Consider the following 25621-nt stretch of genomic DNA (forward strand, 5'->3'; position numbering starts at 1 on the left):
GACCGCTTCTGGTTCATGTGGGACGACCTGGTCCGCGGCGCCATCGGCGCCGTCGTCCTCGTCGACACCCGCCGCCTCGCCGACTGCTTCCCCGCGGTCGACTACTTCGAGAACTCGGGCCTGCCGTTCGTCATCGCCCTCAACGGCTTCGACGGCAACCAGCCCTACCAGCCGGAGGAGGTCCGCGAGGCCCTCCAGATCGGACCCGACACCCCGATCATCACCACCGACGCCCGCCACCGCGCGGACGCCAAGAGTGCGCTCATCACGCTGGTGGAGCACGCCCTCATGGCACGCCTGCGGTAGTCCCTGACGGACGCCCGGTAGAAGGCCCCGCACCTTGATCGGTGCGGGGCCTTCGTGCTGCGGTCCCGGGGGCGGACGCGCCCGCAGAGGCGCCGTTCCGTTGTGCCCACCCTCCCCCAAGCTCTCGGCTTCGCTCGAGCAGGGGGGACCCCCATCGCCCTTGCGGAACGTATGCCCACAACGGCGGAAGCCGAGAGGCCCCGCACCTGTTCGGTGCGGGGCCTCTCAAGTACAGCGGTGGCGTCAGCGCCAGCTGTGCGGCGCGCGGAAGCCGTGCTCGCGCTCCAGGCGGCGCCAGCCGGCCGTCGTGCGGCCGTGCGGGGCGGTCTCGGCGGGCTGGGAGGCCGCGCGGGCGAGCAGCACCGCCGTGATGGCGGCGAGCTCCTCCGGCTCGGCGGTGCCCTTCTCGACGCGGAGAAGGTTGGCAGGGGTGGTCACGTGGATGACTCCTCTTACTGAGGCGGGTTGCCGTGCTTGCGGGACGGCAGGTCGGCGTGCTTGGTGCGGAGCATCGCGAGGGACCTGATGAGCACCTGGCGGGTGTCGGCGGGGTCGATGACGTCGTCGACCAGGCCGCGCTCCGCCGCGTAGTACGGGTGCATCAGCTCGGCCTTGTACTCCTTGACCATGCGGGCCCGCATGGCCTCGGGGTCCTCGGCCTCCGCGATCTGCTTGCGGAAGATGACGTTGGCGGCGCCTTCGGCGCCCATGACCGCGATTTCGTTGGTGGGCCAGGCGTACGTCAGGTCGGCGCCGATGGACTGGGAGTCCATCACGATGTAGGCGCCGCCGTAGGCCTTGCGCAGGATCAGGGAGATCCGGGGCACGGTCGCGTTGCAGTACGCGTACAGCAGCTTCGCGCCGTGCCTGATGATTCCACCGTGCTCCTGGTCGACGCCGGGCAGGAAGCCGGGTACGTCCAGAAGGGTGATGATCGGGATGTTGAAGGCGTCGCACATCTGGACGAAGCGCGCGGCCTTCTCGCTCGCCTCGATGTCGAGGACGCCGGCCAGCGACTGGGGCTGGTTGGCGACGATGCCGACGACCTGGCCGTCGAGCCGGGCCAGGGCGCAGATGATGTTCCGGGCCCAGCGCTCGTGGATCTCCAGGTAGTCGCCGTCGTCGACGAGCTCCTCGATGACCTTGTGCATGTCGTACGGGCGGTTGCCGTCGGCGGGCACGAGGTCGAGGAGGACGTCGGAGCGGCGGTCGGCCGGGTCCTCGGAGGCGACGGTCGGCGGGTTCTCGCGGTTGTTCTGCGGGAGCATCGACAGGAGGTAGCGGACCTCCGCGATGCAGGTCTCCTCGTCGTCGTACGCGAAGTGCGCCACGCCCGACGTCTCGGCGTGGACGTCGGCGCCGCCGAGGCCGTTCTGGGTGATCTCCTCGCCGGTGACCGCCTTGACGACGTCCGGGCCAGTGATGAACATCTGCGAGGTCTCGCGGACCATGAACACGAAGTCCGTGAGCGCCGGGCTGTACGCGGCGCCGCCGGCGCACGGGCCGAGCATCACCGAGATCTGCGGGATGACACCCGAGGCCCTGGTGTTGCGCTGGAAGATGCCGCCGTAGCCGGCGAGCGCGGAGACGCCCTCCTGGATGCGGGCGCCGGCGCCGTCGTTCAGGGAGACCAGCGGGGCACCGGCCGCGATGGCCATGTCCATGATCTTGTGGATCTTGGTGGCGTGGGCCTCGCCCAGGGCGCCGCCGAAGATCCGGAAGTCGTGCGCGTAGACGAAGACCGTGCGGCCCTCGACCGTGCCCCAGCCGGTGATGACACCGTCGGTGTACGGCTTCTTGGCCTCCAGGCCGAAGCCCTGCGCGCGGTGCCGGCGCAGCTGCTCGACCTCGCTGAAGGAACCAGGGTCGAGCAGCAGCTCGATGCGCTCACGCGCCGTCAGCTTGCCCTTCGCGTGCTGGGCCTCGGTAGCGCGGTCACTCGGGCCACGGAGCGCCTGCTCGCGCAGGACGTGCAGCTCGGCCACTCGGCCACGGGCGTCAGCGGGCTCGCTCGGGATCTGGTCCACAACGGTCATGTTCCGACCCTACGAAGTCACGCAAGAAAACCCCGCCGTCGACTCCGTACAGTCTCGCGTGTCGAATCCTGGTGGGGCTGGACAGAACCCTCGCCCGTCCAGCCCGAGTCAACAGCCAGGCACCCCCTGTGTTTGTGGGGTTCCGACATAGACCTAGAGCAGAACCTCGCAACCATGGGTCGTCCCCCCGGTACCCGGGGTGATCCGCAGCCGCAGCGCGGGGCCGGTGGCGAGGACCTCCACCGAGGGGTCGTGGGCGATCACCCGGCGGACCGGGCGGTTCCACTCCAGCTCCAGCGGCTGCCCCGTGCGGAGCGGCTCGGAGACCCTCAGGCCGAGGATCGAGCGGCGGCGCCGGACGAGGACGCTCGCGGGCGCGCCGACGGTGAGGGGTCCCACCGTACCGGCCTGCCAGAAGTTCGCCGCGGTCAGTCCGAGGGACGGGACGGCGATCGCCTGCCGCTCGGCGGTGTTGTCGAGAACGTGCAGCCAGCCGGGGTCGGCGGCGCGGGCGGCGAGCGTGCGCGGGGAGGCGCCCGGCATCAGGAGGTAGGCGTACGAGGCGGCGACCGGGTCCGTGCCGTGGTCCAGCCAGAGGGTCTGGTAGCGGCGGGTGCGGCGCTCGGTGGAACTGGTGGTGTTGATGTCGCTCCACGCGCCGGTGCGGTCCTCGCGGAGGGTGTGGAGGTTCCCGGCCCCCTGCGGGAAGACCCAGCCACCGTGGCCCTCCAGATGGGCCCAGCCCTCGCCGGTCGTGAAGGCCTGGCCGCCGTTCTCCCCGAGCATCCTGTTGTCGACCACCGTCTCGACCGGCACCCCGTCCTTCGCGGTGATCCCGGCGCCCAGGCAGACGACCGTGTCCGCCGCGCAGAACCAGGACTTGCGGGCCTCCAGGGTGGAGCCGAGGCCCTTGAGGTGCTGGCCGACGGCCGCGTACTCGCCGTCGGTGGCCCCGCCGACCCAGCGGACGGCCGGCTTGGGCGCGCCCCACTCGCCGCCCGCCCGGTCCGCGAGGCGCTTGGTGGAGACGGTGGTGCCGGGGAGGCGGTACGGGTCGACCGTGGGCCAGAACCAGTCGGTGTACTGGTCGCCGAGGTCCGGGGTCCACCAGGAGAGCATCCCGGCGCCGGTGTGCCAGCCGCGCGGGTTCTCGCCGTTGCCGCACTCGTAGTACGTGATCCGGTTCGAGGCCATGGAAAGGGTGGCGGCCCAGCCGGGGCGGCGGTGGACGGCCCGGTCCATGGCGGCGAAGAGCCGGTGGCCGGTCGGTTCGGGGGCGGCGGGGACGGGGGACGCGGCCACGGCGTGCAGCCGGGCGAGGTCGGCGACGCCGAACTGGCGGGCGGCCAGGATCGGGGAGACGGTGTCGCGTTCGATCCACCCCTTCACGCGCGCGTGCCACCGGTCCCGCTCGGCGGCCGAGGCGCCGCCCGCGAGGAGGGCGATGGCCGCGATGACGCCCTGGCCGTGGAAGTGGTCGGAGCGCATGATCCGCCGGTCGTCGTTCTTGAGGTAACCGCGGCTGATGGCACGCCCGTTGACGCTGTCCATCATCAGGCCGTCGTAGATGAAGGGCGCGTAGGCCTTCTCGACGCTGTCGAGGACGATCTGGCGGTTCGGGTCGGTCACGGCCCAGGTGGAGCCGGCGAGGAGGGTGAAGAGCCGGCCGAGGCCGTCGAGCATGACCTGACCGTAGGTGCCGGAGTAGGCGACCCAGGTGTGCTGGACGAAGGAGCCGTCGGCGTAGAGGCCGTCGCCCTGGGTCACGTACGGGAAGACGGGCGAGAGGGCGTCGCGGGCGAGCGCGATCTTGGCGGGGTTCGCGCCGAGGACGCCGCGCAGGGCGACCGAGCGGCAGAGGTCGACGCGGTTGGCGCCGGTGGAGGTGCCGGAGTAGTTCGCGAGGACCGAGTCGGGCACGAAGTGGTCGACGGCGGCGCAGGCGGCGGCGATGCGCTCGGGGCCGAGGCGCGGGTGGAGCGCGGCGACGATGTCCATGAGGAGGCGCGGTGCGCCGATCTGCCATTCCCACCAGTTGCCGTAGCGCGGGGCGCCCGCCCGGTAGACCGTGGCGGAGAGGTGGTCGAGGCCGCGCAGCACGTCGGCGAGCAGGCTCTCGTCGCCGGTGAGGCCGGTACCGGGCTGGAGGTACGCCTGGGTCATGGTCCACAGGCGGCTGTAGCTCTGGGAGATGCCGGCCGGCGGGTCGAAGGGGGCGTCGGGCCAGAGCGAGGTGGCGGTGGCGGCCATGCTCGCGCGGAAGGAACGCGCGAGCGTGCCCGTCTCGGCGAGCTTTCCGGCGTAGGGCTCGGCCCCGGCGTCGAAGCCGGAGCCGAGCTGGAGGTCGAGCCAGCGGAGCCGCAGGGTCTCGAACTCGTCGGCCGAGGCGGCCGCGTGGGCCTGGGGGGCCAGTGCGAGGGTGGCCGCGGCGGCGGCCGTCGTGCTCAGGAAGGTGCGGCGGGACCAGAGGGACAGGGACACGGGAGCCTCCCGGGGGGAAGTGGTGGAGACCGGTCGGCGCCCGGTGTAACACCCTGTTTCCGACGCAATCAATGAGCACGGCAAGCGCTTGCTATGAACCCTCAGGGCCCGCAGTGGAACCTGGCACTCCCCCAGTCCGCGTGGTCGTTGCCGTTCCCGTCGCCGCCGTCGCCGACCACCAGGTCGATGTAGGAGGCGCCGGTGACGTCGGCGGTGAGCGACCAGGCCGGGTCCGCCGCCTTGAGGACCGGGGACTTCGCCTTCTCCGCGCCGTCCGCGAGGACGCTGAACTGGACGCTGCCACGGGTGGTCTGGACGTCGTCCACGCCGACCTCGGCGGTGAGCGAGGTGCACCGGCCGCCGAGGTAGTAGCGGACCTTGGCCGGAGCGTGGGTGCCGAGGCCCTTGGCGTAGGTCACTCCCCCGATCCGCAGCGGGGAGCCGTCGCCCGTGCCGGTCTCGCCGTTGGAGAGGTCCCGCTCGACCGGTCCCCAGCCGTTGGCGGCCGAGGTCCAGTCGAGGTCGCTCGCCCAGCTGTCGGCGGTGGGCGGCGGGGGCAGGGTGCGGACGGTGGTGGCGGCGGTCAGCTTCCGGGGCGCGCCGCCCAGGCCGTACGCGACGGAGGCGCCCAGCCGGTACGGCTGGTAGGCCGCGTCTACCGGAGGTGTCACCTGCCAGGTGGCGGTGGCCTCCCCGCCCGGGGCGACCGTGCCGAGGGCGAGGGGCGCGGCGGGTTCGGCGGTCCAGCCCTCCGGGAGGGTCAGGACGGCCTGGGCGCCGGTGACGTCGGCTGCCTCGTCGTTGGAGAAGGTGGCCGTGACCTGGTTCGGGCGGCCGGGCTCCAGGGTCTCGGGCGCGGTGACGGTGAGCGTGCCGCAGGCGGCGCGCTCGGCGGCCGGGCCGAGGTCGGTGACGGTGAAGCCGTCGAGGACGAAGTCGGCGCCTTCCGGGGCGTCCTCGCGCTTGCGCAGGCCGGTCCAGGTGTCGCCGCAGCCCGCGGTGACGGTCTCGGTGAAGTGCCCGGTGGTCCTCTGCTGCCCGAGGGGGGTGCGGCGGGTCTCGACGGCCGGCCCGTTGCCGTTCGTGCGGTCGTAGCCGGTGACCCACTCGTACGCGCCCGCGTGGCTGGACTGGTAGTCGTACTCCACGCGGTAGTCGTGGCCGTCCTTCATCGGGACGGTCCAGGGCGCGGTCCGGTAGACGAGTCCGCTGTTCTCGTCGTGCGACTTGAGGCTCTCGGCGCCGCCGATCACGTCGTCGATCAGCTTTCCGTTCCAGCCGGCCTGGGTGTACGGGGCGTGCAGCTGGGCGATGTGGGTGCGGGGGTCGGTGGTGCCGCCGGAGTCGCCCTTGAGGAAGGGGCCCCAGCCCTGGTCGACGGCCTCGAAGTCCTCGTACGCGAGCGTGCCCGCCTTCGTCGCCGGGTCGTTCGCGACGATCCGCACGTCGTCGATCCGGACGGTCGCCGCGCTGCCGCTCGCGGCCTCGATCCGCAGCGGGACGGAGCCGTCGGCGGGTGCGGTGAAGGTGACCTTGGCGCGCTGGAGTCGGGTGCCGTTCCAGTCGGAGGCGGCGACCTGGTTCTCCAGGGAGGAGCGTTCGACGGTGACCGAGGCGCCGCCCGCGGAGAGGGTGGTGGGGCGGGTCTTCCCGGGTTCGACCTCGATCAGGGCGGAGGCGGTGTACCGCTCGCCGGGGGTGAGGCCGGTGATCTGCTGCCGGACCGAGGCGGTGGCGGTGCCGGCGAGCTTCGCGCTGTTGCGGCCCTGGCCGTCGGTGTCACGGGTGACGGTGCCGGCCTTGGTCCAGGCGGCGAGCTTCGCGTCGTTGAAGCCGGGGTCCTTCACCGGGGTGCCCTGGCCCCACTGCGGGGCGGTCTGCGCGGGGGCGCTGTCCGGGTAGAGGACGTAGGGCTGTCCGGCGACCGCGTCGAGGGTGATCCGTCCGCCGGAGGGGCGCACGGTGGCGGTCTTCACGCGCCCGTTGTCGGTGAGCTTGTACACGGTGTACGCGCGCGTGGAGCCGGGGACGGCCCAACTCGTCTTCCCGCCGGCCTTGTTGTAGTGGTAGAGCTTCTTGCCGCCGTCCCAGGGGAGCAGGTAGCTCTCGCCGTCGAGGACCTTGCGGCCGTTCTCGTAGAAGGCGCGGCGGCCGTTCTCGACGGTGCCGCGGACGCCGCCGGTGAAGGTGAGGTCGTCGCCGGTCCAGCGGGTGATCTTCTGCTGCTGGAGGTACTTGGCGGGGAGGTTGCGCTGCCAGATGTTGGCGGAGAAGGCGTTCCAGTCGGTCTCGCCGGTCCAGCCCTCGAAGTCGACGAGGGCGGTCTGGCCGAGGACCGGGTGGTTGTTCCAGACGTCCTTCTCGCCGTTGCGGATGAAGCGGATGATCTTCGAGTTGAGGCCCTTGTTGGTGGCTCCGCCGTAGTCGAGGTCGTTGGCCCAGTGGGACCAGAGGGAGGCCCGCTCGAACTTCTCGGACCACTCGGTGGCGACGTTCCAGCCCTGTGCCCGGACGGCCTGCATGGTCTTGTCGGCGATCCAGCCGTGCGTGTAGTAGACGTCGATGTAGAGCATCGACAGGTTGGGGTCGGTCTCGTCGCGGAGCTGCTGGAAGCGGCGGGCGAGGTCGCCGCTGTTCACGTCCCGGCGCTGGTCGATGTAGTAGCTCTGGTTGAGCCAGTTCCAGCCGGGCTTGGTCTTGTCGACGAGGGTCTCGCTGAAGTTCTTCGCCTCGGGGTACGACTCGGTGGCGTTCACGTGGACGCCGAAGCCCGCGCCCCACTTCCTGCCCTCGCGGAGCAGGGTGTTGAGGTCGGCGAGGCCGCCGGCCCGCTTGTTGTAGTTGCCGCCGTAGTCGGGGTGGGCGGAGTCGTGGCCCTCGGAGCCGTACCCCTTGAGCAGCGCGAACTGGCCGAGTCCGTCGGTGGAGAGCGAGATCCGCTTGACGTCGTCGAGGGTGCGCAGGAAGGGGTGGGTGGCCTGGGAGGCGAAGTTGAACGGGATGTGGGCGACGACCCGGTTCGGGGTCTGCGCGCTGCCGGGGGCCTGGATCCCGATCGTGCGGAAGGCGACGGCGCCGTCCTGCCAGTCGGTGGTGCCGTCGGCGTTGGCGTCGGGGGTGACGACGACCTTCGCCCAGGGCAGGCCGTCGCCGCTCTCGGGCTGCGGGGCGCCGGCGCCGCGGTAGGTCCACTGGCCGGACCAGACGCCGACGCGGGTCTCGGTGCCGCTCCTGCGGGCCTGGTGCCAGAAGCGGGCGCCGTCGCGGGCGGAGGCGCCGGAGGGCTTGTCGTAGCTGGAGTTGGACTCGACGGCGGCGGCGAGCCGGCCGGTGTTGACGATCGCGTAGCTCGCGCCGACCGGGTTCGTCTCGGCGGCGGTGGCGTCGGTGACCTGGGCGAAGACGTCGGCGGTACGGGTGGAGTCCGGGTCGAGCCGGGTGAAGGCGGTCGCGGCGCCGGCGTCCGAGGAGCCGACGGAGACCAGGTCGTGGCCGGGGACGTCGATGGTGCCGACGCGGAAGGCCTCGGTGTCGCGGACGGCGGTCACCTTGAAGGTGGTGGTGCGGCCGTCGACGCTCAGCCGGGCGTCGATCTCGACGCCGGGCAGGTCGGGGAAGGCCAGGGTGTACGCGGCGGAGGTCGCGGTCAGGACGGGGGCGCCCTTGGCCTGGACGGCGTGCGGGGTGCCGTTGAGGACGACCTGCGTGACCGGGGCCGTACTCCCGAGGAGGCGGGCGCCGCTCGCGCGGTCGGTGTACGAGAGGACGCGGGGGAAGTCCTCGGCGACGGCGACGGAGAGCTGCTCGGAGCCGATGAGGGTGTCGGCGGTGGTGGCGGTGGCCGCGGCGGCCGTGGTGCCTTCGGCGAGGGCGGGCCCGGACAGGGCGAACACCGTGGCCGAGGCGGCCGCGAGCGCGCAGGCCGCACGGAGTCTGGGTGAGAGGGGGAGGGACATGCGGACCAGTCAGCCGCGCCGCGGCGGCACCGTCAACGAGATCGCGCCGCGCGGGCCCCTCCAGTCCAAGAACCCCCTTCGGTTAGTCCAAGTGACCACCGAAGGGGGCGCGTTGGGCCGGGTACGGGTCAGCAGCCGCCGCAGTTGTAGTAGGTCACGTCCCAGTGGTTGCCCTCGTCGGCGTAGACGTTGCCCGCGCCGGACTTCCACTGCGGGGCTCCGTCACCGCGCAGCCCGATGTAGGTGAAGGTGTTCTTGATGTAGTTCCCGAGGCACGTGTACTTACTGAAGTCGAGCTTGTAGCCGTTCCAGTGCGAGTAGGTGCCGCTCGCGTGGCCGGTCTCGGTGCCGCCGGTGATGTTGAGGGCGCAGCCGCTGGCGCTCTTGAGGGTCTGGGCGCCCTGGGCGGTGGCGAGGTTGAGCTGCTCGAAGGACGTACAGGTCGAGTTGTAGCGGTCCGAGCAGTTGCCGGACGAGGACCAGGTGATCCCGGACGCGCGGAACATCGAGGTCGCGGTGGCGTGGCTGATCTTGGTGACGGCGTGGGCGTCGGTGGCGGTGGAGAGGGCGCCGAATCCGGGGGCGAAGAGGGCGCCGAGGACGAGGCCGAGTGCGGTGAGGACGGAGCGGAGCTTCACGGGGGTTGCCTCCTGCTGGTGACCGTGACGGGTGGGGACGGCTGTGCAGGTGGTGCTCGTCGCGCAGGGAGATGGTGCCGTAGTTCTACGCGCGTCCGCCAGAGGGCGTCGGTGCCCTGGAGATCTCGCCCGGGTGAACTTCTTCCACAGATGTTGAATGTTGAACGGAATAGGGCTACAGTCGTTCTCGTTGAAGGTTCAACAAACACCGACAAGGAGCACGTCATGGGTCTCTTCGGCCGCAAGAACACCGAGTCCGCCACCACCACCGCCACCCTCCCCGTCGACCCGGCACTGGCCGCCCTGACCGGCGACTACACCATCGACCCGGCCCACAGCAGCATCGGCTTCACCGTCCGCCACGCGATGGTCACCAACGTCCGCGGCACCTTCGCCGAGCACGAGGGCGCGCTGACGCTCGACGGCGCGAACCCGGGCGCCTCCACCGCCTCGATCGACGTCAAGATCGCCTCCATCGACACCGGCATCGGCGACCGTGACGGCCACCTGCGCAGCGGCGACTTCTTCGACGCCGAGCAGTTCCCGCTGATGAGCTTCCGCTCCACGAGCGCCGAGCAGCTGGGCGGCGAGAAGTACCGGATCACCGGCGACCTGACCATCAAGGACGTCACCAAGCCGCTCGCCATCGACCTGGAGTTCAACGGCACCGCCACGGACGTCTACGGCAACGAGCGCGTCGGCTTCGAGGGCTCCGCCGAGATCCTGCGCTCCGCGTGGGGCCTGACCTGGAACGCGGCCCTGGAGACCGGTGGCGTCATGGTCAGCGACAAGGTCAAGCTGAACTTCGACATCTCCGCGATCAAGAACGCCGCCTGATCCCTTCCGGGAACCCGTAAGGCCGCGTCCGGCCCCCGGACACACGAGCGCGCCCGTCCTCCGCAGCTTCGCGGAAGACGGGCGCTCGGCGTTTCCCGGCGTACCGGCGGCGTCAGCCGCGCTTCTCGGAGGCGGTCCGGAAGGCGAGGGCGGTCTTCGCGGCCCCCGCGAGGTCGGACTCTCCCCCGAGCAGCACGCTGCCGAAGGTCTCGGCATCGGTCCACGCGCACAGCAGCGTCCCGGAGGCCGCGAGGGTCCCACAGCTCAGGTTCCCGCCCCAGGGTCCGGCGTCGAAGGCGGTGACGTCCTCCGCCTTGGCTCCGGCGAAGAAGTTCCGCAGCTCCTGGTCGAGCGTGTCCTTCTGCTTCTCGGCGAGGAGCGAGGGGTCCCATTCGACGGCGTTGATGCCGAGCATCAGGTCCGGGGCGCCGTCGCCGTCACGGTCGTAGTACCACTGCTTGCCGCTCGGCTTCTTCTTCCCCTTCAAGGGGTCGTCCCCCGTGAGGATCCGGTACTCGCCCACCCGGGCGGGCCCCTCGACGACCCGGGCCCGGACGGTCTCCCCCGGCTTCGCCGAGGCCAGGGCCGCCTCGGCGGAACCGGCGCCCGACCGCGCGGCCGGGGGCCTGCCCTCGTACGAGAGCGCCTTCGTGACCCCGAGGGCGACGATCAGCGCGACCACGCCGAGGACGATCGTCCGCCGGCGGCGGGCCCGCGCCCAGGAACCGTCGCTGCCGCCGTCCGTGACGCGCGCGTCGGCCACCGCGGCCTCGGCGAGCGGCAGGGGCGCGGCCGCGGCGCGGGGGCCCGGGGTCTCGTGGCGCCAGGAGCGGGTGAAGCGCCACACCAGGGCTGCGGCCAGGAGGGAGACGAGGAGCGCCCCCATGGCCTGGCCCTGGGCGTAGGCCTCCGAGGAGGGGTCGACGGCAAGGGTGATCATGACGAGGATCGTAGGGGCGCGACGGGCCCGCGGCGATCACGATCTCGCATCAGCCGCCAGCGCGATCGCGCAGGTCAGACGGCCTTCGCCGCCGACCGCCGGGACCGGACGGTCCCCTGCCCGGAACCGTCGGTCCGGCGCCCGACCGCCCTTGTCGGCGGCGGCGTTGTCAGTGCCGACGGATAGCGTCCCCGGCATGGAACTCCGCATCGACAGCGCCGTGTTGACCGACGCCGTGGCCTGGGCCGCGCGCGTCCTGCCGGCCCGCTCCCCCATGCCCGTCCTCGGCGGCCTGCTCCTGGAGGCGGCGGACGGCGGACTACGCGTCTCGGGCCTCGACCACGAGGCCTCGGCCCGCGTCGAGGTCGAGGCCGACACCGCCGTCGAGGGCCGGGCGCTGGTCCTCGGCCGGCGCCTGCTCGACATCTGCAAGGTGCTGCCCAAGGGCCCCGCCGAGCTCGCCGTGGAGGGCGCCCGTCTCTCGGTGACCTCGGGCGACGCCCGCTTCGGCCTCTCCCTGCTGCCGCTCGAGGACTACCCGGCCGCGCCCGCGCTGCCCGAGGTCCGCGGCCTGGTGGACGGGGACGCCTTCGCCGCGGCGGTCGGCCAGGTCGCCGTGGCGGCGGGCCGTGACGACGCGCTGCCCGTCCTGACCGGGATACGGCTCGCCCTGGACGGCGCGAGGATGACGCTGGCCGCCACCGACCGCTACCGGTACGCGGTCCGCACCCTGGAGTGGCAGCCGGAGGCCGGTGCCCCCGCGGAGGGCGCCGACGTGGTCGTCCCGGCCCGCCGCCTCACCGAGATCGCCCGCTCCCTCGCGGGCACGGGCCCGGCCCGCCTCGCCCTCGACTCCGGCTCCCTGGGCTTCGAGAGCGGCGGCACCCGCACCACCACCCGGCTGCTCGACGGCCGGCTCCCCCGTCACGACAAGCTCTTCGCCCTCGGCGAGCACGCCCTCGCCGTCACCGAGCGGGCCCCGCTGGCCGAGGCCGTCAAGCGGGTCGCGGTCGTCGCGGAGGGCGACAGCCCGGTCCAGCTGGCCTTCTCCCCGACCGGCCTCCACCTCCAGGCGGGTTACGAGGACGACGTGGCCTCCCAGCGCCTCCCGGCCGGTCTCACCGGGGCGGAGTCCCTGACGGTCGCCTTCAACCCGGGCTACCTCCTGGACGCCCTGGGCTCCCTGGACGCCCCCGAGGTCCACTTCCACCTCCTGGGTCCGGGCCAGCGCGCCCTGCTCACCGACGGCCCGGACGCGACCCACCGCCATCTGCTGATGTCGGTGAAGCCGCTGGTCTGACTCCTGCAGGACCTAGAACCCGCCGCCGCCGTCGAAGCCGCCGCCACCGCCGAAGTCCCCGCCGCCCCCGAAGTCGCTCGAACCGAAGTCGCCGGAGCTGAAGTCGGAGCCGGAGAAGTCGCCGCCCTGGAAGTCCTGGAAGTCCCCGCCGCCGTACTCGGAGGCGTACGCCGGGGTGGCGAGCATGGAGCCGAGCATGGTGCCCACGAGGAGGCCGGGGAGCATGCCGCCGCCGAAGTAGCCGCCGGCCCAGGGGCCGTAGGCGGGGCCGGCCTCCCAGTACGGGCGGCGGCCGGTGTCGGTGTCGACGGTGCGGGCGACGGGGTCGAGGCCGTCGTCCAGGCGGGCCGCGTCGGCGGCGCAGACGGGGACCTCACGGGCCGAGCCGGCGGGCGGGCTCCAGGTGCGGTCCGCGGTGGACGGACCGTGCCGGGGGTCGAAGAAGCAGGGCGGCCGGCGCTCGGGGAGCGGGCGGGACTCGCGGCGGGCGGCGAGGACGGCGAGGGAGAAGCGGCCGTCCTCCAGGGCCTCGGTGACACCGCGGACCTCGTGCGGCCGGGTGACCGCGCCCATGAGGGACTTGGCGCGGTCGTAGGAGTCGAGGGCGCGCTCGTAGTCGCCGCGCATGGCGTCGTCGGCGCCGCGCTCGGCGGGGTGGAAGTCGAGGCGTTCGAGTTCCTCGCCGAAGGCGGTGATGTCCTCGTCGACCACGACCCGGAGCCGGTCGAGCGCGGCGCGCTCCTCGGCCTCCTTGCGGAGCCGGTTGCGGCGGACGACGGCGTAGGCGCCCGCGCCGCCGGCGACGACGACCGCGCCGAGGGTGACGAGCCCGGCGACGGGGACCCCGGAGTCGTCCGTGCCCACGGAGCCCCAGGACGCGGGGGCGGAGCCGCGCATCGTCGGCAGGGCCTGGTCGACGAAGTTGTTGAGCTCGGTGGCCGCGTCGGCGCCCGGCTGGCGTACGGCGGTGACGAGGTTGTTCACGGCGTCCCGGGACATCACCGAGCGGTCGGCGCGGGCGTCGAAGCCGTCGCCGAGACGGATCGCGTACAGGCCGGTGATGCCGGTCTCGGTGCGCAGGTTCTGGAAGAGGTTCTCCGGCGGGAACTGCGCGTTCGCGGGCAGCACCGCGACGAGGAGCGGCTTGTCCGCGTCCTTGATCTTCTGCGCGAGGGCGTTCGCGTCGGCCGTGGAGATCTGGCCCGCGGCGCCGGGGTCGACGTACACCGGGCCCTGTTTCAGGGCGGCGGCCGCGTCGGAGATGCCCGTGGCCCTGGCGCCCGCGGTGGGCGCCAGGACCAGAAGCAGGAGGAGTATCAGCCCGCCGAGGGCCGATCCTGTGGATATCGCCCTGGTCCTCATGGTTCGACGCTACCCGAACCGGACCAAACCGAACATACAGGGTTATTCTGCGGGGTCGACCCCGGCCCGCAGCAGCCCGTACGTGAAGGCGTCCTCCAGGGCCTGCCAGGACGCGGCGATGACGTTCTCGCCGACGCCGACCGTGGACCACTCGCCGTTGCCGTCACTCGTGGTGATCAGGACGCGGGTCGTGGACTCGGTGCCGTGGCGGCCCTCCAGGATGCGGACCTTGTAGTCGACCAGCTCGAACTTGGCGAGCTGCGGGTAGATCCGCTCCAGGCCGGTCCTGATCGCCTTGTCGAGGGCGTTGACCGGGCCGTTGCCCTCGGCGGTGGCGACGATCCGCTCGCCCTTGGCCCAGAGCTTGACCGTGGCCTCGTTGGCGTGGGTGCCGTCGGGGCGGTCCTCGACGATCGCCCGCCAGGACTCCGTACGGAAGTAGCGGCGGGCCCGGCCCTCGGCCTCCTCGCGGAGCAGCAGCTCGAAGGAGGCGTCGGCGGCCTCGTACGTGTAGCCCCTGAGCTCGCGCTCCTTGACCCGCTCGACGACCCGGGCGACGAGCTCGCGGTCACCGCCCAGGTCGACGCCGAGCTCCTTGCCCTTGAGCTCGATCGAGGCGCGGCCCGCCATGTCGGAGACCAGCATCCGCATGGTGTTGCCGACCAGCTCGGGGTCGATGTGCTGGTAGAGGTCGGGGTCCACCTTGATCGCGGAGGCGTGCAGTCCGGCCTTGTGGGCGAAGGCGGAGACGCCGACGTACGGCTGGTGGGTGGAGGGGGTGAGGTTGACGACCTCGGCGATGGCGTGCGAGATCCGGGTCATCTCGGCGAGCGCGCCCGCCGGGAGGACCCGCTTGCCGTACTTGAGCTCCAGGGCCGCGACGACGGGGAAGAGGTTGGCGTTGCCGACCCGCTCGCCGTAGCCGTTGGCGGTGCACTGGACGTGCGTGGCGCCCGCGTCGACGGCGGCGAGGGTGTTGGCGACGGCGCAGCCGGTGTCGTCCTGGGCGTGGATGCCGAGCCGGGCGCCGGTGTCGGCGATGACGGTGGCGACGACGGCCTGGATCTGCGCGGGCAGCATGCCGCCGTTGGTGTCGCAGAGGATGACGACGTCGGCGCCGGCCTCGTGCGCGGCGCGGACGACGGCCTTGGCGTAGTCCGGGTTCGCCTTGTAGCCGTCGAAGAAGTGCTCGCAGTCGACGAAGACCCTGCGGCCCTGGGAGACCAGGTGGGCGACGGTGTCGCGGACCATCTCCAGGTTCTCGTCGAGGGTGGTGCGCAGGGCGAGCTCGACGTGCCGGTCGTGGGATTTGGCGACCAGGGTGATCACCGGGGCGCCGGAGTCGAGGAGTGCCTTGACCTGCGGGTCCTCGGCCGCGCTGCCGCCGGCCCTGCGGGTGGCGCCGAAGGCGACGAGCTGCGCGTTCTTGAACGCGATCTCCTGCCGGGCGCGGGCGAAGAACTCCGTGTCGCGCGGGTTGGCGCCGGGCCAGCCGCCCTCGATGAAGCCGACGCCGAACTCGTCGAGGTGCCGGGCGATGGTCAGCTTGTCCGCGACGGTGAGGTTGATGCCTTCCCGCTGCGCCCCGTCGCGCAGGGTCGTGTCGAAGACATGGAAGCTGTCGTCGAGGCGCGAGCCCTCGGCGTTCTCCGTGGTCATGGCTGTGATGGCTCCTGTCGGATGTGGCTCCGGAAGGTATGGATCCACTTGCCCCCATTCTCACGCGTCGTCCGCTTCCGGCATGGGTGGGGCCGGAAAACGAAAAAACCCCTCGCGGGTGCGAGAGGTCTGCGCGCGGGTCTGGGGCACGGTGTCCACTGCCGCGGGGGTTTGCCGCGGTTCAGTGGCCACTGCGGACCGGCGCGCTGCTGCCGATAATCATCGTGGTAGCAAGCACGCCGGAAGTCTGACACAGGTACGGGACCGACGGGACGGCGGTCTCACGATACGGGCAGCTGATCTTCCTTGCGCTCGGGGGCCGCGGCGGCGCCGACGCGGCCCAGGTCGATGTCGCGGGTCTCCCGCATCGTGAGGTAGACGACCAGGGAGACGGCCGCGCAGCCCGCCACGTACCAGGAGAAGCCCGCCTCGACGCCGGCGTTCTTGAACCAGAGCGCCACGTACTCGGCGGTGCCGCCGAAGAGGGCGTTGGCGATCGCGTACGGCAGGGCGACGCCGAGGGCGCGGATGCCGGTCGGGAAGAGCTCGGCCTTCACGCAGGCGTTGATCGAGGTGTAGCCGGTGACGACGACCAGCGCGAGGAGCGAGAGGCCCAGTGCGGGCCAGAAGGAGCCCGCGCTCTTGAGCAGCGTCAGGATCGGGACGGTGAGGAGGGTGGAGCCGACCGCGAAGGTGATGAGGAGCGGGCGGCGCCCGATCCGGTCGGAGAGCCGGCCGGCGAGCGGCTGCAGACAGGCGAAGACGATCAGGGCGCAGAAGGAGACGAGGGTGGCGGTCTGCTTGGGGAGCCCGGCGGAGTTGGACAGGTACTTGGTGAGGTAGGTGGTGTACGTGTAGTAGGCCACGGTGCCGCCCATGGTGAGCGCGACGACGAGGAAGGCCTCCCGCTTGTGCGCCCACAGCGCCTTGAGGGTGCCCTGCTGGCCGCGGGCGACGCCGGAGTCGGCGGTCTCCTCGTACACCTCCGTCTCCAGCATGTTCCGCCGCAGGTAGAAGACGACGGCCGCGCCGAGGGCGCCGACGACGAAGGGGATGCGCCAGCCCCAGCCGTGCAGGGCCTCGGCGGAGAGGGTGTGCTGGAGGACGAGCAGCAGGCCGAGGCCGAGGATCTGGCCGGCAGTCATCGACACGTACTGGAAGCTGGAGGCGAAGCCGCGGTGCTCGGGCGCGGAGGCCTCGGTGAGGTAGGTGGCGCTGGCCGCGTACTCGCCGCCGACGGAGAGGCCCTGGAGGAGGCGGGCGACGAGGAGGACGACGGCGCCGCCGTATCCGGCGACGGAGTACGTGGGCGCGATCGCGATCAGGACGGCGGAGGCGGACATCAGCGTCACGGTGAGGGTGAGCGCGGTCTTGCGGCCCTTCCGGTCGCCGACCCGGCCGAGGAGCCAGCCGCCGACGGGGCGCATGAAGAAGCCGACGGCGAAGATCCCGGCGGTGTTCATGAGCTTGGCGGTGTCGTCGCCCTCGGGGAAGAAGGCCCCCGCGAAGTAGGTGGCGAAGCTCGCGTACACGAACCAGTCGAACCACTCGACCATGTTGCCCGCCGAGCCGACCCAGATCCTCTTCCAGTGCTCTCGTCCCATGGGCAGGAACCGTGCCGGAAGCGTTTGGCGGGTCACAAGGCCGCGGCGGGCAACGATCGGGAGTACTTGCGTGCGTTACGTTCGCGAGATCAGCGTTTCGGTGATGAACTCCCGCACGTGGCCGAGGACTTGCTCCCGTCCCGTACCCGGGATGCCGACGGCGACGTGCACGCTGAAGCCGTCGAGCAGGGCCCGCATCCGGGTGGCGAAGCGGTCCGGGTCGACGGCCCGGAACTCCCCGCGCGAGACCCCCTCGGCGAGGATCGCGACGAGGTCCCGGTGCCAGGCCCCCTCGATGGCGGCCTGCCGGGCACGGGCGTCGTCGTCGGCGTTCTGCGAGCGGTTCCAGACCTCCAGCCAGAGCGTCCAGTGCGGGTCCCGGGGGCCGACGGGCACGTACACCTCGACGTACCCGTCGAGCCGGTCGCGCACCGTCCCCGGCCGGGACAGCAGAGCACTCCGCTCGGCCCCGAGCCGCCCCTCGCTCCACTCCAGCGTCTGCAGCAGCAGCTCGTCCTTGGTGCGGAAGTAGTAGAGCAGGTGCCCGCTGCTCATCCCGACCTCACGCCCGAGCCCGGCCATGGTCAGCCCGTCGAGCCCCCGCTCGGCGATGGTGCCCATCGCCGCGGCGAGAACGTCCTCACGGGGCGGTGCGGCCTGGTTGCGCCGACGGGGGTGGGAGGGGGTGGGGTTGCTGCTCTGACTCACCCGTATGTTCTACCTCACCCCCGCCGGCACCGCCGGAACGCCTCAGACCGCCGGCTGCTGCTGCGTGATGCAGTGGATGCCGCCGCCGCCCGCGAAGATCGTGCGGGCGTCGACCAGCACCACCTGGCGCTCGGGGAAGAGGCGGCGGAAGATCTCGGCCGCGACCTCGTCGTTCGGGTCGTCGAAGCCGCACAGCACCACGCCGCCGTTGCACAGGTAGTGGTTGATGTACGAGTAGTCGACCCACTCGCCCTCCTCGTCCTTCAGGACGGTGGGCGCCGGGACCTCGATGACCTCCAGCGGGCGGCCCTGCGCGTCGGTCTGGCCGCGCAGGATCTCCACGTACATCTTCGAGCGCGTGTAGTCCGGGTGGGCCGGGTCCTGCTGGCTGTGGACGAGGACCGTGCCGGGGCGGGCGAAGGCGGCGACGATGTCGACGTGGCCCTGGGTGCCGTACATGCCGTAGTCGCCGGCGAGGCCGTGCGGGAGCCAGATCGCCTTGGTCGTGCCGAGCTTGGCGTGGATCTCCTGCTCGACCTGCTCGCGGGTCCACTCGGGGTTGCGGCCGGAGCCGAGCTGCACGGTGTCGGTGAGGAGGACGGTGCCCTCGCCGTCGACGTGGATCGCGCCGCCCTCGTTCACGAGCGGGGAGGAGAGCACGGGGACTCCCGCCACGTCCGCGATGTGGCGGGCGATCTTGGAGTCGTGCTCCCAGCGGGCCCAGTCCTGGGCGCCCCAGCCGTTGAACACCCAGTCCACGGCGGCGAGTTCGGTGCCGTTGGTGACGAAGGTCGGGCCGATGTCCCGCATCCAGGCGTCGTCGAGCTCGCGCTCGACCAGCTCGATCTCCGGGCCGAGCAGCGCGCGGGCCGAGTCGGCGTCGCCGGGCGCGACGACCACGGTCACGGGCTCGAAGCGGCGGACGGCGCGGGCCACCGAGGCCCAGGCCTCGCGGGCCTCGGCGAGCTCCTCGTCGTTGGTGAAGGTGGGGTTGGGGCTGGGCCAGGCCATCCAGGTGCGCTCGTGCGGCATCCACTCGGCGGGCATGCGGAAGGTCATGAGTCAGGTCCTAAAGGAAGTAGAGGCGGTTGAGGGAGACGGACTCGGCCGCCTCGGAGCGGATCGGGGAGCCGTCGAGCGAGACGAGGCCGGTACGGCCGTCGACCTGCACGTCGCCGACGCGGGAGTTGAAGAGCAGGTCGGCGGGGCCGATGCCGCGGGTGCCGCGCACGGCGACGCGGCGGCGGCGGGTCGGCATCGCGTCGGAGCCGAGGTCGACGGCGGCCTGGGCGACGAAGGCGACGGAGATGTCGGCCGGGGTCGCTCCGTGGGCGCCGAACAGCGGTCCGAGGACGAGCGGCTGGCAGGTGTCGGTGGCGGCGTTCGGATCGCCCACGACCCCCCACGCGGGGAAGCCGTTCTTGATGACCATCTGCGGCTTGGCGCCGAAGTACTCCGGCCGCCAGAGCACGATGTCGGCCATCTTCCCGACCTCGATCGAGCCGATCTCGTGGGCGAGGCCGTGGGCGATCGCCGGGTTGATGGTGAGCTTGGCCATGTAGCGCAGCACGCGCGCGTTGTCGTCGTGCGCGCCGTCGCCCTCCAGCGGGCCCAGCTCGGCCTTCATCTTCCCGGCCATGGCGAAGGTCCGGCGTACGGTCTCGCCGGCCCTTCCCATCCCCTGCGCGTCGGAGGAGGTGATCCCGATCGCGCCGAGGTCGTGCAGGACGTCCTCCGCACCCATCGTCCCGGCCCGGATCCGGTCGCGCGCCATGGCGGCGTCGCCGGGGAGGTCGGTCTTCAGGTCGTGGACGGAGACGATCATCCCGTAGTGCTCGGCGACCGCGTCGCGGCCGAAGGGCAGGGTGGGGTTGGTGGACGAGCCGATGACGTTCGGCACGCCCGCCATCTTCAGGACGTTGGGGACGTGTCCGCCGCCGCAGCCCTCGATGTGGAAGGCGTGGATCGTACGGCCTTCCAGGACGCGGAGGGTGTCCTCGACGGACAGGCACTCGTTCAGGCCGTCCGAGTGCAGCGCGACCTGGACGTCGTGCTCCTCGGCGACCCGCAGCGCGGTGTCCAGGGCCCGGGTGTGGGCGCCCATGTCCTCGTGGACCTTGAAGCCCGACGCGCCGCCCTCGGCGAGGGCCTCGACGAGCGGCGCCGGGTCCGAGGAGGAGCCGCGGGCCAGGAAGCCGATGTTGACCGGCCAGGCGTCGAAGGCGTTGAAGGCGTGCTTGAGGGCCCAGGGCGAGTTGACGCCGACGCCCCAGACGGGGCCGAACTCCTGGCCGATGATCGTGGTGACGCCGCTCGCGAGCGAGGCCTCCATGATCCGCGGGGAGAGCAGGTGGACGTGGGTGTCGACGGCGCCGGCGGTGGCGATGAGGCCCTCGCCGGAGACGATCGAGGTGCCGGTGCCGACGACGACGTCGACGCCGTCGAGGGTGTCGGGGTTGCCGGCCCGGCCGATGGCGTGGATCCGGCCCTCGCGGATGCCGATGGACACCTTGCGGATGCCCTGCACGGCGTCGATCACCAGGACGTTGCTGATGACGACGTCGCAGGTCTCGCGGACGGCCGCGGCCTTGAGGTGGAGGCCGTCGCGGGCGGTCTTGCCGAAGCCCGCGAGGAACTCGTCACCGGGCTTCTGGGAGTCCGACTCGACGCGGACGACGAGTCCGGAGTCGCCCAGGACGACCCGGTCGCCGGCGCGGGGGCCGTGCACGGATGCGTACTCGTACGGGTCCATCAGACATCTCCTCCCGAGATTCCCAGGTAGCCGCAGGCGGCGGCGCGCCGCAGGGCCTCTTCCTTCGCGCCCGGCGCGTCCAGCGGGCCGTCGACCAGGCCCGCGAAGCCGATGGCGACGCGGGCGCCGCCGATCGGCACGAGCCCGACCTCGGCCTCGCCGCCCGGGTCGAAGCGGAAGGAGGCTCCGGCGGGGATGGCGAGGCGCATGCCGTAGGCGGCGGCCCGGTCGAAGTCGAGGCGCGGGTTGGCCTCGAAGAAGTGGAAGTGGGAGGTGACGCTCACCGGGACCGTCGCCGTGTTCCTGACGCGTACGACGAGCTCCGGCTCGGCCTCCTCGTAGGCGGGACCGGGCAGCAGCGCGCCCGGCGCCCCGGCGCCCAGGCCGCCCCCGCCGATCGGGTTCGACACGACCGCGAGCCGCGAGCCGTCGTCGAAGACGGCCTCGACGTGGACCTCGGTGACCACGTCGGCGACACCGGGCAGGACGTCGTCGGGGCCGAGGACGGAGCGGGCCGCCTCGATCGCCTCGGCGAGTCGCTTGCCGTCGCGGGCCGCCTCGCAGACGGTGTCCGCGATGAGCGCGGTCGCCTCGGGCACATTGAGCCGCAGGCCCCGGGCCCGGCGAGCGCGGGCGAGCTCGGCGGCACCGAAGAGAAGCAGCCGGTCGCGTTCCGTGGGGGTCAGTCTCACGCCCCAAACACCTCCTGCAATTGCGACACGTTTGAGCGACACTCTAAATGTTGAGTCGCTCGCTTCCAAGCATTGACGTCACCGACAGGTGTAGGTCACATTGAGCGCCGCTCTAAAAGTCCCCCGTCCGCCCCCGCAGGGAGTCCTCATGCCGATTGAACAGCGCGGAGTCGACACCATCCCCGAGGCCGAACGCACCAGCGGCCCCCGCGACCTCGTCTCGATCCTGCTCGGATCCAACCTCTGTCTGGGGGTGATCGTCTTCGGCTGGCTGCCGGTCTCCTTCGGACTCGGCTTCTGGGCCTCGGTGACCTCCGTCATCACCGGAACCCTCGTCGGCGTCGCGGTCACCGCCCCGCTCGCACTCGTGTCGCTGCGCACCGCGACCAACCTCTCCACCTCCTCCGGAGCCTTCTTCGGCGTCCGCGGCCGGCTCGTCGGCTCGGTGGTCGGGCTGCTGCTCTCGCTCGGCTACACCGCGCTGACCCTGTGGATCGGCGGCGACGTGATGGTGGGCACACTCGCCCGCCTGATCGGCCTGCCGACCGGCGGCGCGGCCCACGCCGCCGTCTACGCGGTCCTGGCCGCCTGCACCGTGGTGGGCGCGGTGTACGGCTACCGGCTGCTGCTCCGGCTGAGCAAGGCGCTCGCGATCGGCATGACGGTGCTCCTCGCCGTCGGCCTGTTCGCCTACGCCGGTGACTTCACGACGGCGGCGGTGCCGGACACCCCGTACCTGCTCGGCTCCTTCTGGCCGACCTGGCTGCTCTCGGCCGTCGCGGCGGGCCTCAGCGGACCGGTGGCGTTCATCACCCTGCTCGGTGACTACACCCGGTACGTCTCCCCCCAGCGGTACAGCGCCAAGACCGTGTGGCGGGCCACCTGCCTGGGCCTGACCGTGGGCCTGCTCGTCCCGCAGCTCTTCGGCACCTTCACCGCCCTGGCGGCCCGCGGCGGCCTGGACTACGCGGGCCCGCTCGTCGACGCGTCCCCCGCCTGGTACCTCGTACCGCTGCTCATCGCCGCCAGCGCCGGCTCGATCGGCAACGCCGGTCTGATGCTGTACTCGATGGGGCTCGACCTCGACGCGATCCTGCCCAAGGCCACGCGCGCGCGTGCCACCCTCGTGGTGGCGGCGGTGTCCACCGCCTTCGTCTTCGCCGGGCACTTCGCCTCGGACGCCCAGACGGCGATGACCTCGTTCGTCCTGCTGCTCACCGCGATCGGCACCCCGTGGGCCGTGATCACCCTCATCGGGCACGTGCGCTGCCGCGGTGTGTACGACCCGGAGGCCCTCCAGGTCTTCAACAACCGCTCGCGCGGCGGGATCTACTGGTTCTCGGCGGGCTGGCACCCGCGCGCCACCCTCTCCTGGGCGGTCGGCGCGGCCGTCGGCCTGGCCGCGGTGTCGACGCCGCTCTACGAGGGGCCGCTGCTCGCCCTGACGGACGGGATCGACTGCAGCTTCGTGTTCTCGGGGATCGTGGGCGGCGCGCTGTACGCCGTCCTGACGCCGAGCAGGGCTTCCGAGACCGTGACGACGGCCCCGGAAGCCCTGGTTCAGGCGGAGTAGTTACGCCTTGCCGAGTTCGTGCATCCAGCCGTGGACGTCCTCGGACTTCCCGGTCTGGATGGCGAGCAGCGCCTCGCGCAGCTTCATCGTGACCTCACCGGGCTCGCCGCCCGACTGCTGCCACTCGCCCCGGGCGGACTTGACCGTGCCGACCGGGGTGATGACGGCGGCGGTGCCGCAGGCGAAGACCTCGGTGAGGGTGCCGTTCGCGCTGTCGGCCTGCCACTGGTCGATGGAGACGCGGCCCTCCTCGGGCTCGTAGCCGAGGTCCTTGGCGAGCTGGAGCAGCGAGTCGCGGGTGATGCCCTCCAGGATGGAGCCGGTGAGGGTCGGCGTGACGATCTTGTTGCCGTACACGAAGTACAGGTTCATGCCGCCGAGTTCCTCGACCCACTTGTGCTCGACCGCGTCGAGGTAGCAGACCTGGTCGCAGCCCTTGGCCGCCGCCTCGGCCTGCGCGAGCAGGGAGGCCGCGTAGTTGCCGCCGGTCTTGGCGTCGCCCATGCCGCCGGGGACGGCGCGGACGCGGTCCTCGGAGGCCCAGATGGAGACGGGCTTCACGCCGCCGGGGAAGTACGGGCCGGCCGGGGAGGCGATGACCACGAAGAGGTACTCGTTGGCCGGGCGGACGCCGAGGCCGACCTCCGTCGCGATCATGAACGGGCGCAGGTAGAGCGAGGACTCACCGCCGTGCGCCGGAACCCAGGCCTCGTCGTGCCGGACGAGGACGTCGCAGGCCTCGACGAAGGTCTCGACGGGCAGCTCGGGCATGCCGAGGCGGTGCGCGGAGCGCTGGAAACGGCGGCCGTTGGCGTCGGGACGGAAGGTGGCGACGGTGCCGTCGGGGCGGCGGTAGGCCTTCAGGCCCTCGAAGATCTCCTGCGCGTAGTGCAGGACGTTCGTGGCCGGGTCCAGGGAGAGCGGACCGTACGGCACGAGCTGGGCGTCGTGCCAGCCGCGGCCCTCGGTCCACCGGATGGTGACCATGTGGTCGGTGAAGTGGCGGCCGAATCCCGGGTTGGCCAGGATCGCCTCGCGCTCCGCGGCGGACAGCGGGCTGGAGGAGGGCTTGAGCTCGATCGTGGGCGTCGTCATGAGTGCGTGTCCTTCACCGGTTGTGATGGGGAGGACCGCGCGCGCACGTCGCTGCCGGGGACGGCTGTCCCTGACGAGGCGGCGTCCGGGCATGCCCGTATGCCGCGGCCCCACGTCCGATTATCGCCCGTGGGGACCGCTGCGGAAAACGGGTGAGCGCGGTCCGGAGTTCGGGGGGAGCGCCCCGCGGCCGCGCAGAGGACAGCCGCCGGGCGCTGTGTGCGACCCGGCGGCTGCTGCTGATGTCAGTCGGCGCGGGTCAGCTCGCTACTCGCGCGGCGAGCGCGTCGCCGATCTCGTCCGTGGTGCGGACGCTGTCGCCGCGCTCGGTGAGGTCGGCGGCGACGGCCTCCTCGACCCGGGCGGCCTCGGTCTCGTAGCCGAGGTGGCGGAGCAGGAGGGCGACGGAGAGGACGGTGGCCGTGGGGTCGGCCTTGCCCTGGCCCGCGATGTCCGGCGCGGAGCCGTGGACCGGCTCGAACATGGACGGGAACTCGCCGCTCGGGTTGATGTTGCCGGAGGCGGCGACGCCGATGCCGCCGGAGACGGCAGCGGCGAGGTCGGTGATGATGTCGCCGAAGAGGTTGTCGGTGACGATCACGTCGAAGCGGGCCGGGTCGGTGACGAGGAAGATCGTCGCGGCGTCGACGTGCAGGTAGTCGGTGGTGACCTCGGGGAACTCGGCCGCGACCTTCTGGAAGATGTTCGTCCAGAGGTGGCCGGCGAAGGTCAGCACGTTGTTCTTGTGGACCAGCGTCAGCTTCTTGCGCGGGCGGGCCTGGGCGCGGGCGAAGGCGTCCCGGACCACGCGCTCGACACCGAAGGCGGTGTTGACCGAGACCTCGGTGGCGACCTCGTGCTCGGTGCCCTTGCGGATGGTGCCGCCGTTGCCCGTGTACGGGCCCTCGGTGCCCTCGCGGACCACGACGAAGTCGATCTCGGGCTGCCCGGCGAGCGGGGTGGCGACGCCGGGGAGCAGCTTCGAGGGGCGCAGGTTCACGTGGTGGTCGAAGGCGAAGCGGAGCTTCAGCAGGAAGCCGCGCTCCAGCACGCCGGACGGCACCGACGGGTCGCCGATGGCGCCGAGCAGGATGGCGTCGTGCTTCTTGAGGGAGGCGAGGTCGGCATCGGTGAGGGTCTCACCGGTGGCGTGGTAGCGCTTGGCGCCGAAGTCGTACTCCTCGGTCTCCAGCTTCACGTCCTGGGGAAGGACGGCCGAGAGGACCTTGAGGCCCTGGGCCACGACCTCCTGGCCGATGCCGTCGCCGGGAATGACTGCGAGATTGATGCTGTGAGACATGTCGGCACCCTACTCTTCGTCCCATCGTCTGACACGTTCCGTCCGCCATGTGGACGAAGCGCCATGTCGGGACGGTGTCGGACCAGGCCTCAGTGGCCGGTGGAGCCGCCGTTGTCACGGCGGTCGAGGGCGCGCTGGAGGGCGGCGGCGGCGTTCTGGCGGGCCTCGTCGCTGGGGCGGTTGACGGAGTGGCGGACGCGGCGGGCGGTCTGAGCGGCCATGAGGGATCGACTCCTTGAGATCAATTGGTGATCCGGATGTGCGGAGATCAGCTTGTGATCGAAGGCGCCGGAAGGGGCGGGGAGCGCCGCCGCAGGGGTTGCCTGCACAGGGCGTCGCGCTCTCGACCGCCATTCGCTTGATGAAGCGAGACGTTCGGCTT

At 71.9% G+C, this 25621-nt stretch carries 20 protein-coding genes; 4 read left to right on the top strand and 16 right to left on the bottom strand.

The genetic code is table 11. From position 1 onward, the window contains the following. Positions 1–306, top strand: a 306-nt coding sequence (locus ACWGN5_RS06815) for a GTP-binding protein (protein ID WP_453511771.1), incomplete at its 5' end; no start/stop codon positions are given. A gap of 243 nt (positions 307–549) precedes the next feature. Here ACWGN5_RS06815 and ACWGN5_RS06820 read toward each other — a convergent pair. The 5 genes from ACWGN5_RS06820 to ACWGN5_RS06840 form a co-directional block, all read right to left on the bottom strand. Further along, positions 550–744 (bottom strand): acyl-CoA carboxylase subunit epsilon, encoded by a 195-nt coding sequence (locus tag ACWGN5_RS06820; protein ID WP_369146724.1) that lies wholly within the window; start codon positions 742–744, stop codon positions 550–552. Positions 745–758: 14 nt separating this feature from the next. After that, a complete protein-coding gene (locus tag ACWGN5_RS06825; protein ID WP_453511772.1) occupies positions 759–2342 on the bottom strand; it encodes an acyl-CoA carboxylase subunit beta in 1584 nt (527 codons plus the stop codon). 153 nt (positions 2343–2495) lie between these two features. Beyond that, positions 2496–4817, bottom strand: coding sequence for a polysaccharide lyase 8 family protein (locus ACWGN5_RS06830; protein WP_453511857.1), 2322 nt, complete (start codon positions 4815–4817; stop codon positions 2496–2498). A gap of 107 nt (positions 4818–4924) precedes the next feature. Continuing rightward, on the bottom strand, positions 4925–8779 hold the full coding sequence (locus tag ACWGN5_RS06835) for an endo-alpha-N-acetylgalactosaminidase family protein (RefSeq protein ID WP_453511774.1): 3855 nt from the start codon (positions 8777–8779) through the stop codon (positions 4925–4927). 128 nt (positions 8780–8907) lie between these two features. Beyond that, entirely contained in the window at positions 8908–9417 is a 510-nt protein-coding gene (locus ACWGN5_RS06840; RefSeq protein ID WP_453511775.1) for a hypothetical protein, read from the bottom strand. 225 nt (positions 9418–9642) lie between these two features. Here ACWGN5_RS06840 and ACWGN5_RS06845 point away from each other — a divergent pair, with 225 nt between their 5' ends. Next, positions 9643–10254: a YceI family protein gene (locus tag ACWGN5_RS06845; RefSeq protein WP_453511776.1), complete on the top strand. Its 612-nt coding sequence runs from the start codon at positions 9643–9645 to the stop codon at positions 10252–10254. Positions 10255–10366: 112 nt separating this feature from the next. Here ACWGN5_RS06845 and ACWGN5_RS06850 read toward each other — a convergent pair whose 3' ends face one another. Then, on the bottom strand, positions 10367–11194 hold the full coding sequence (locus ACWGN5_RS06850) for a hypothetical protein (protein ID WP_453511778.1): 828 nt from the start codon (positions 11192–11194) through the stop codon (positions 10367–10369). Positions 11195–11390: 196 nt separating this feature from the next. Here ACWGN5_RS06850 and dnaN point away from each other — a divergent pair, with 196 nt between their 5' ends. Continuing rightward, a complete protein-coding gene (gene dnaN / locus ACWGN5_RS06855) occupies positions 11391–12494 on the top strand; it encodes a DNA polymerase III subunit beta (RefSeq protein WP_453511779.1) in 1104 nt (367 codons plus the stop codon). 12 nt (positions 12495–12506) lie between these two features. Here dnaN and ACWGN5_RS06860 read toward each other — a convergent pair whose 3' ends face one another. The 7 genes from ACWGN5_RS06860 to ureA all read right to left on the bottom strand — a co-directional run bounded on the left by ACWGN5_RS06860 (position 12507) and on the right by ureA (position 21271). Continuing rightward, positions 12507–13856: a hypothetical protein gene (locus ACWGN5_RS06860; protein ID WP_453511780.1), complete on the bottom strand. Its 1350-nt coding sequence runs from the start codon at positions 13854–13856 to the stop codon at positions 12507–12509. 42 nt (positions 13857–13898) lie between these two features. Then, positions 13899–15515: a citramalate synthase gene (gene cimA, locus ACWGN5_RS06865; protein WP_453511782.1), complete on the bottom strand. Its 1617-nt coding sequence runs from the start codon at positions 15513–15515 to the stop codon at positions 13899–13901. Between the two features lie 281 nt (positions 15516–15796). Continuing rightward, entirely contained in the window at positions 15797–17119 is a 1323-nt protein-coding gene (locus ACWGN5_RS06870) for an MFS transporter (protein ID WP_453511784.1), read from the bottom strand. 75 nt (positions 17120–17194) lie between these two features. After that, positions 17195–17740: a TetR/AcrR family transcriptional regulator gene (locus ACWGN5_RS06875; protein ID WP_453511859.1), complete on the bottom strand. Its 546-nt coding sequence runs from the start codon at positions 17738–17740 to the stop codon at positions 17195–17197. A gap of 129 nt (positions 17741–17869) precedes the next feature. Continuing rightward, positions 17870–18886, bottom strand: coding sequence for an agmatine deiminase family protein (locus tag ACWGN5_RS06880; RefSeq protein WP_453511785.1), 1017 nt, complete (start codon positions 18884–18886; stop codon positions 17870–17872). Positions 18887–18896: 10 nt separating this feature from the next. Next, a complete protein-coding gene (locus ACWGN5_RS06885; protein WP_453511787.1) occupies positions 18897–20579 on the bottom strand; it encodes an urease subunit alpha in 1683 nt (560 codons plus the stop codon). Beyond that, positions 20579–21271: an urease subunit gamma gene (ureA, locus tag ACWGN5_RS06890; RefSeq protein ID WP_453511788.1), complete on the bottom strand. Its 693-nt coding sequence runs from the start codon at positions 21269–21271 to the stop codon at positions 20579–20581. Before ureA ends, ACWGN5_RS06885 begins: the two co-directional genes overlap by 1 nt. A gap of 148 nt (positions 21272–21419) precedes the next feature. Between ureA and ACWGN5_RS06895 the strand changes: the two genes are divergently transcribed. Then, positions 21420–22844, top strand: coding sequence for a cytosine permease (locus ACWGN5_RS06895; RefSeq protein WP_453511790.1), 1425 nt, complete (start codon positions 21420–21422; stop codon positions 22842–22844). Here ACWGN5_RS06895 and ACWGN5_RS06900 read toward each other — a convergent pair whose 3' ends face one another. The 3 genes from ACWGN5_RS06900 to ACWGN5_RS06910 all read right to left on the bottom strand — a co-directional run bounded on the left by ACWGN5_RS06900 (position 22845) and on the right by ACWGN5_RS06910 (position 25460). Beyond that, the gene (locus ACWGN5_RS06900) at positions 22845–23939 is read right to left on the bottom strand and encodes a branched-chain amino acid aminotransferase (protein WP_453511791.1); all 1095 of its coding nucleotides are present in this window, start codon (positions 23937–23939) and stop codon (positions 22845–22847) included. Positions 23940–24198: 259 nt separating this feature from the next. Then, complete coding sequence (locus ACWGN5_RS06905; RefSeq protein ID WP_453511793.1) at positions 24199–25239, bottom strand: 3-isopropylmalate dehydrogenase; 1041 nt, start codon at positions 25237–25239, stop codon at positions 24199–24201. 89 nt (positions 25240–25328) lie between these two features. After that, positions 25329–25460 (bottom strand): hypothetical protein, encoded by a 132-nt coding sequence (locus ACWGN5_RS06910; protein WP_256961924.1) that lies wholly within the window; start codon positions 25458–25460, stop codon positions 25329–25331. Positions 25461–25621: the final 161 nt, after the last annotated feature.

It is taken from the genome of Streptomyces sp. NPDC055815 (genome assembly GCF_053616475.1).

What these genes read in the sequence shown, in the direction of transcription:
- ACWGN5_RS06825 (WP_453511772.1), bottom strand. Translation starts at nt 2,342, where the DNA reads ATGACCGTTGTGGACCAGATCCCGAGCGAGCCCGCTGACGCCCGTGGC.
- ACWGN5_RS06835 (WP_453511774.1), bottom strand. Translation starts at nt 8,779, where the DNA reads ATGTCCCTCCCCCTCTCACCCAGACTCCGTGCGGCCTGCGCGCTCGCG.
- ACWGN5_RS06845 (WP_453511776.1), top strand. Translation starts at nt 9,643, where the DNA reads ATGGGTCTCTTCGGCCGCAAGAACACCGAGTCCGCCACCACCACCGCC.
- ACWGN5_RS06850 (WP_453511778.1), bottom strand. Translation starts at nt 11,194, where the DNA reads ATGATCACCCTTGCCGTCGACCCCTCCTCGGAGGCCTACGCCCAGGGC.
- dnaN (WP_453511779.1), top strand. Translation starts at nt 11,391, where the DNA reads ATGGAACTCCGCATCGACAGCGCCGTGTTGACCGACGCCGTGGCCTGG.
- ACWGN5_RS06860 (WP_453511780.1), bottom strand. Translation starts at nt 13,856, where the DNA reads ATGAGGACCAGGGCGATATCCACAGGATCGGCCCTCGGCGGGCTGATA.
- cimA (WP_453511782.1), bottom strand. Translation starts at nt 15,515, where the DNA reads ATGACCACGGAGAACGCCGAGGGCTCGCGCCTCGACGACAGCTTCCAT.
- ACWGN5_RS06870 (WP_453511784.1), bottom strand. Translation starts at nt 17,119, where the DNA reads ATGGGACGAGAGCACTGGAAGAGGATCTGGGTCGGCTCGGCGGGCAAC.
- ACWGN5_RS06875 (WP_453511859.1), bottom strand. Translation starts at nt 17,740, where the DNA reads ATGGGCACCATCGCCGAGCGGGGGCTCGACGGGCTGACCATGGCCGGG.
- ACWGN5_RS06880 (WP_453511785.1), bottom strand. Translation starts at nt 18,886, where the DNA reads ATGACCTTCCGCATGCCCGCCGAGTGGATGCCGCACGAGCGCACCTGG.
- ACWGN5_RS06885 (WP_453511787.1), bottom strand. Translation starts at nt 20,579, where the DNA reads ATGGACCCGTACGAGTACGCATCCGTGCACGGCCCCCGCGCCGGCGAC.
- ACWGN5_RS06895 (WP_453511790.1), top strand. Translation starts at nt 21,420, where the DNA reads ATGCCGATTGAACAGCGCGGAGTCGACACCATCCCCGAGGCCGAACGC.
- ACWGN5_RS06900 (WP_453511791.1), bottom strand. Translation starts at nt 23,939, where the DNA reads ATGACGACGCCCACGATCGAGCTCAAGCCCTCCTCCAGCCCGCTGTCC.
- ACWGN5_RS06905 (WP_453511793.1), bottom strand. Translation starts at nt 25,239, where the DNA reads ATGTCTCACAGCATCAATCTCGCAGTCATTCCCGGCGACGGCATCGGC.
- ACWGN5_RS06910 (WP_256961924.1), bottom strand. Translation starts at nt 25,460, where the DNA reads ATGGCCGCTCAGACCGCCCGCCGCGTCCGCCACTCCGTCAACCGCCCC.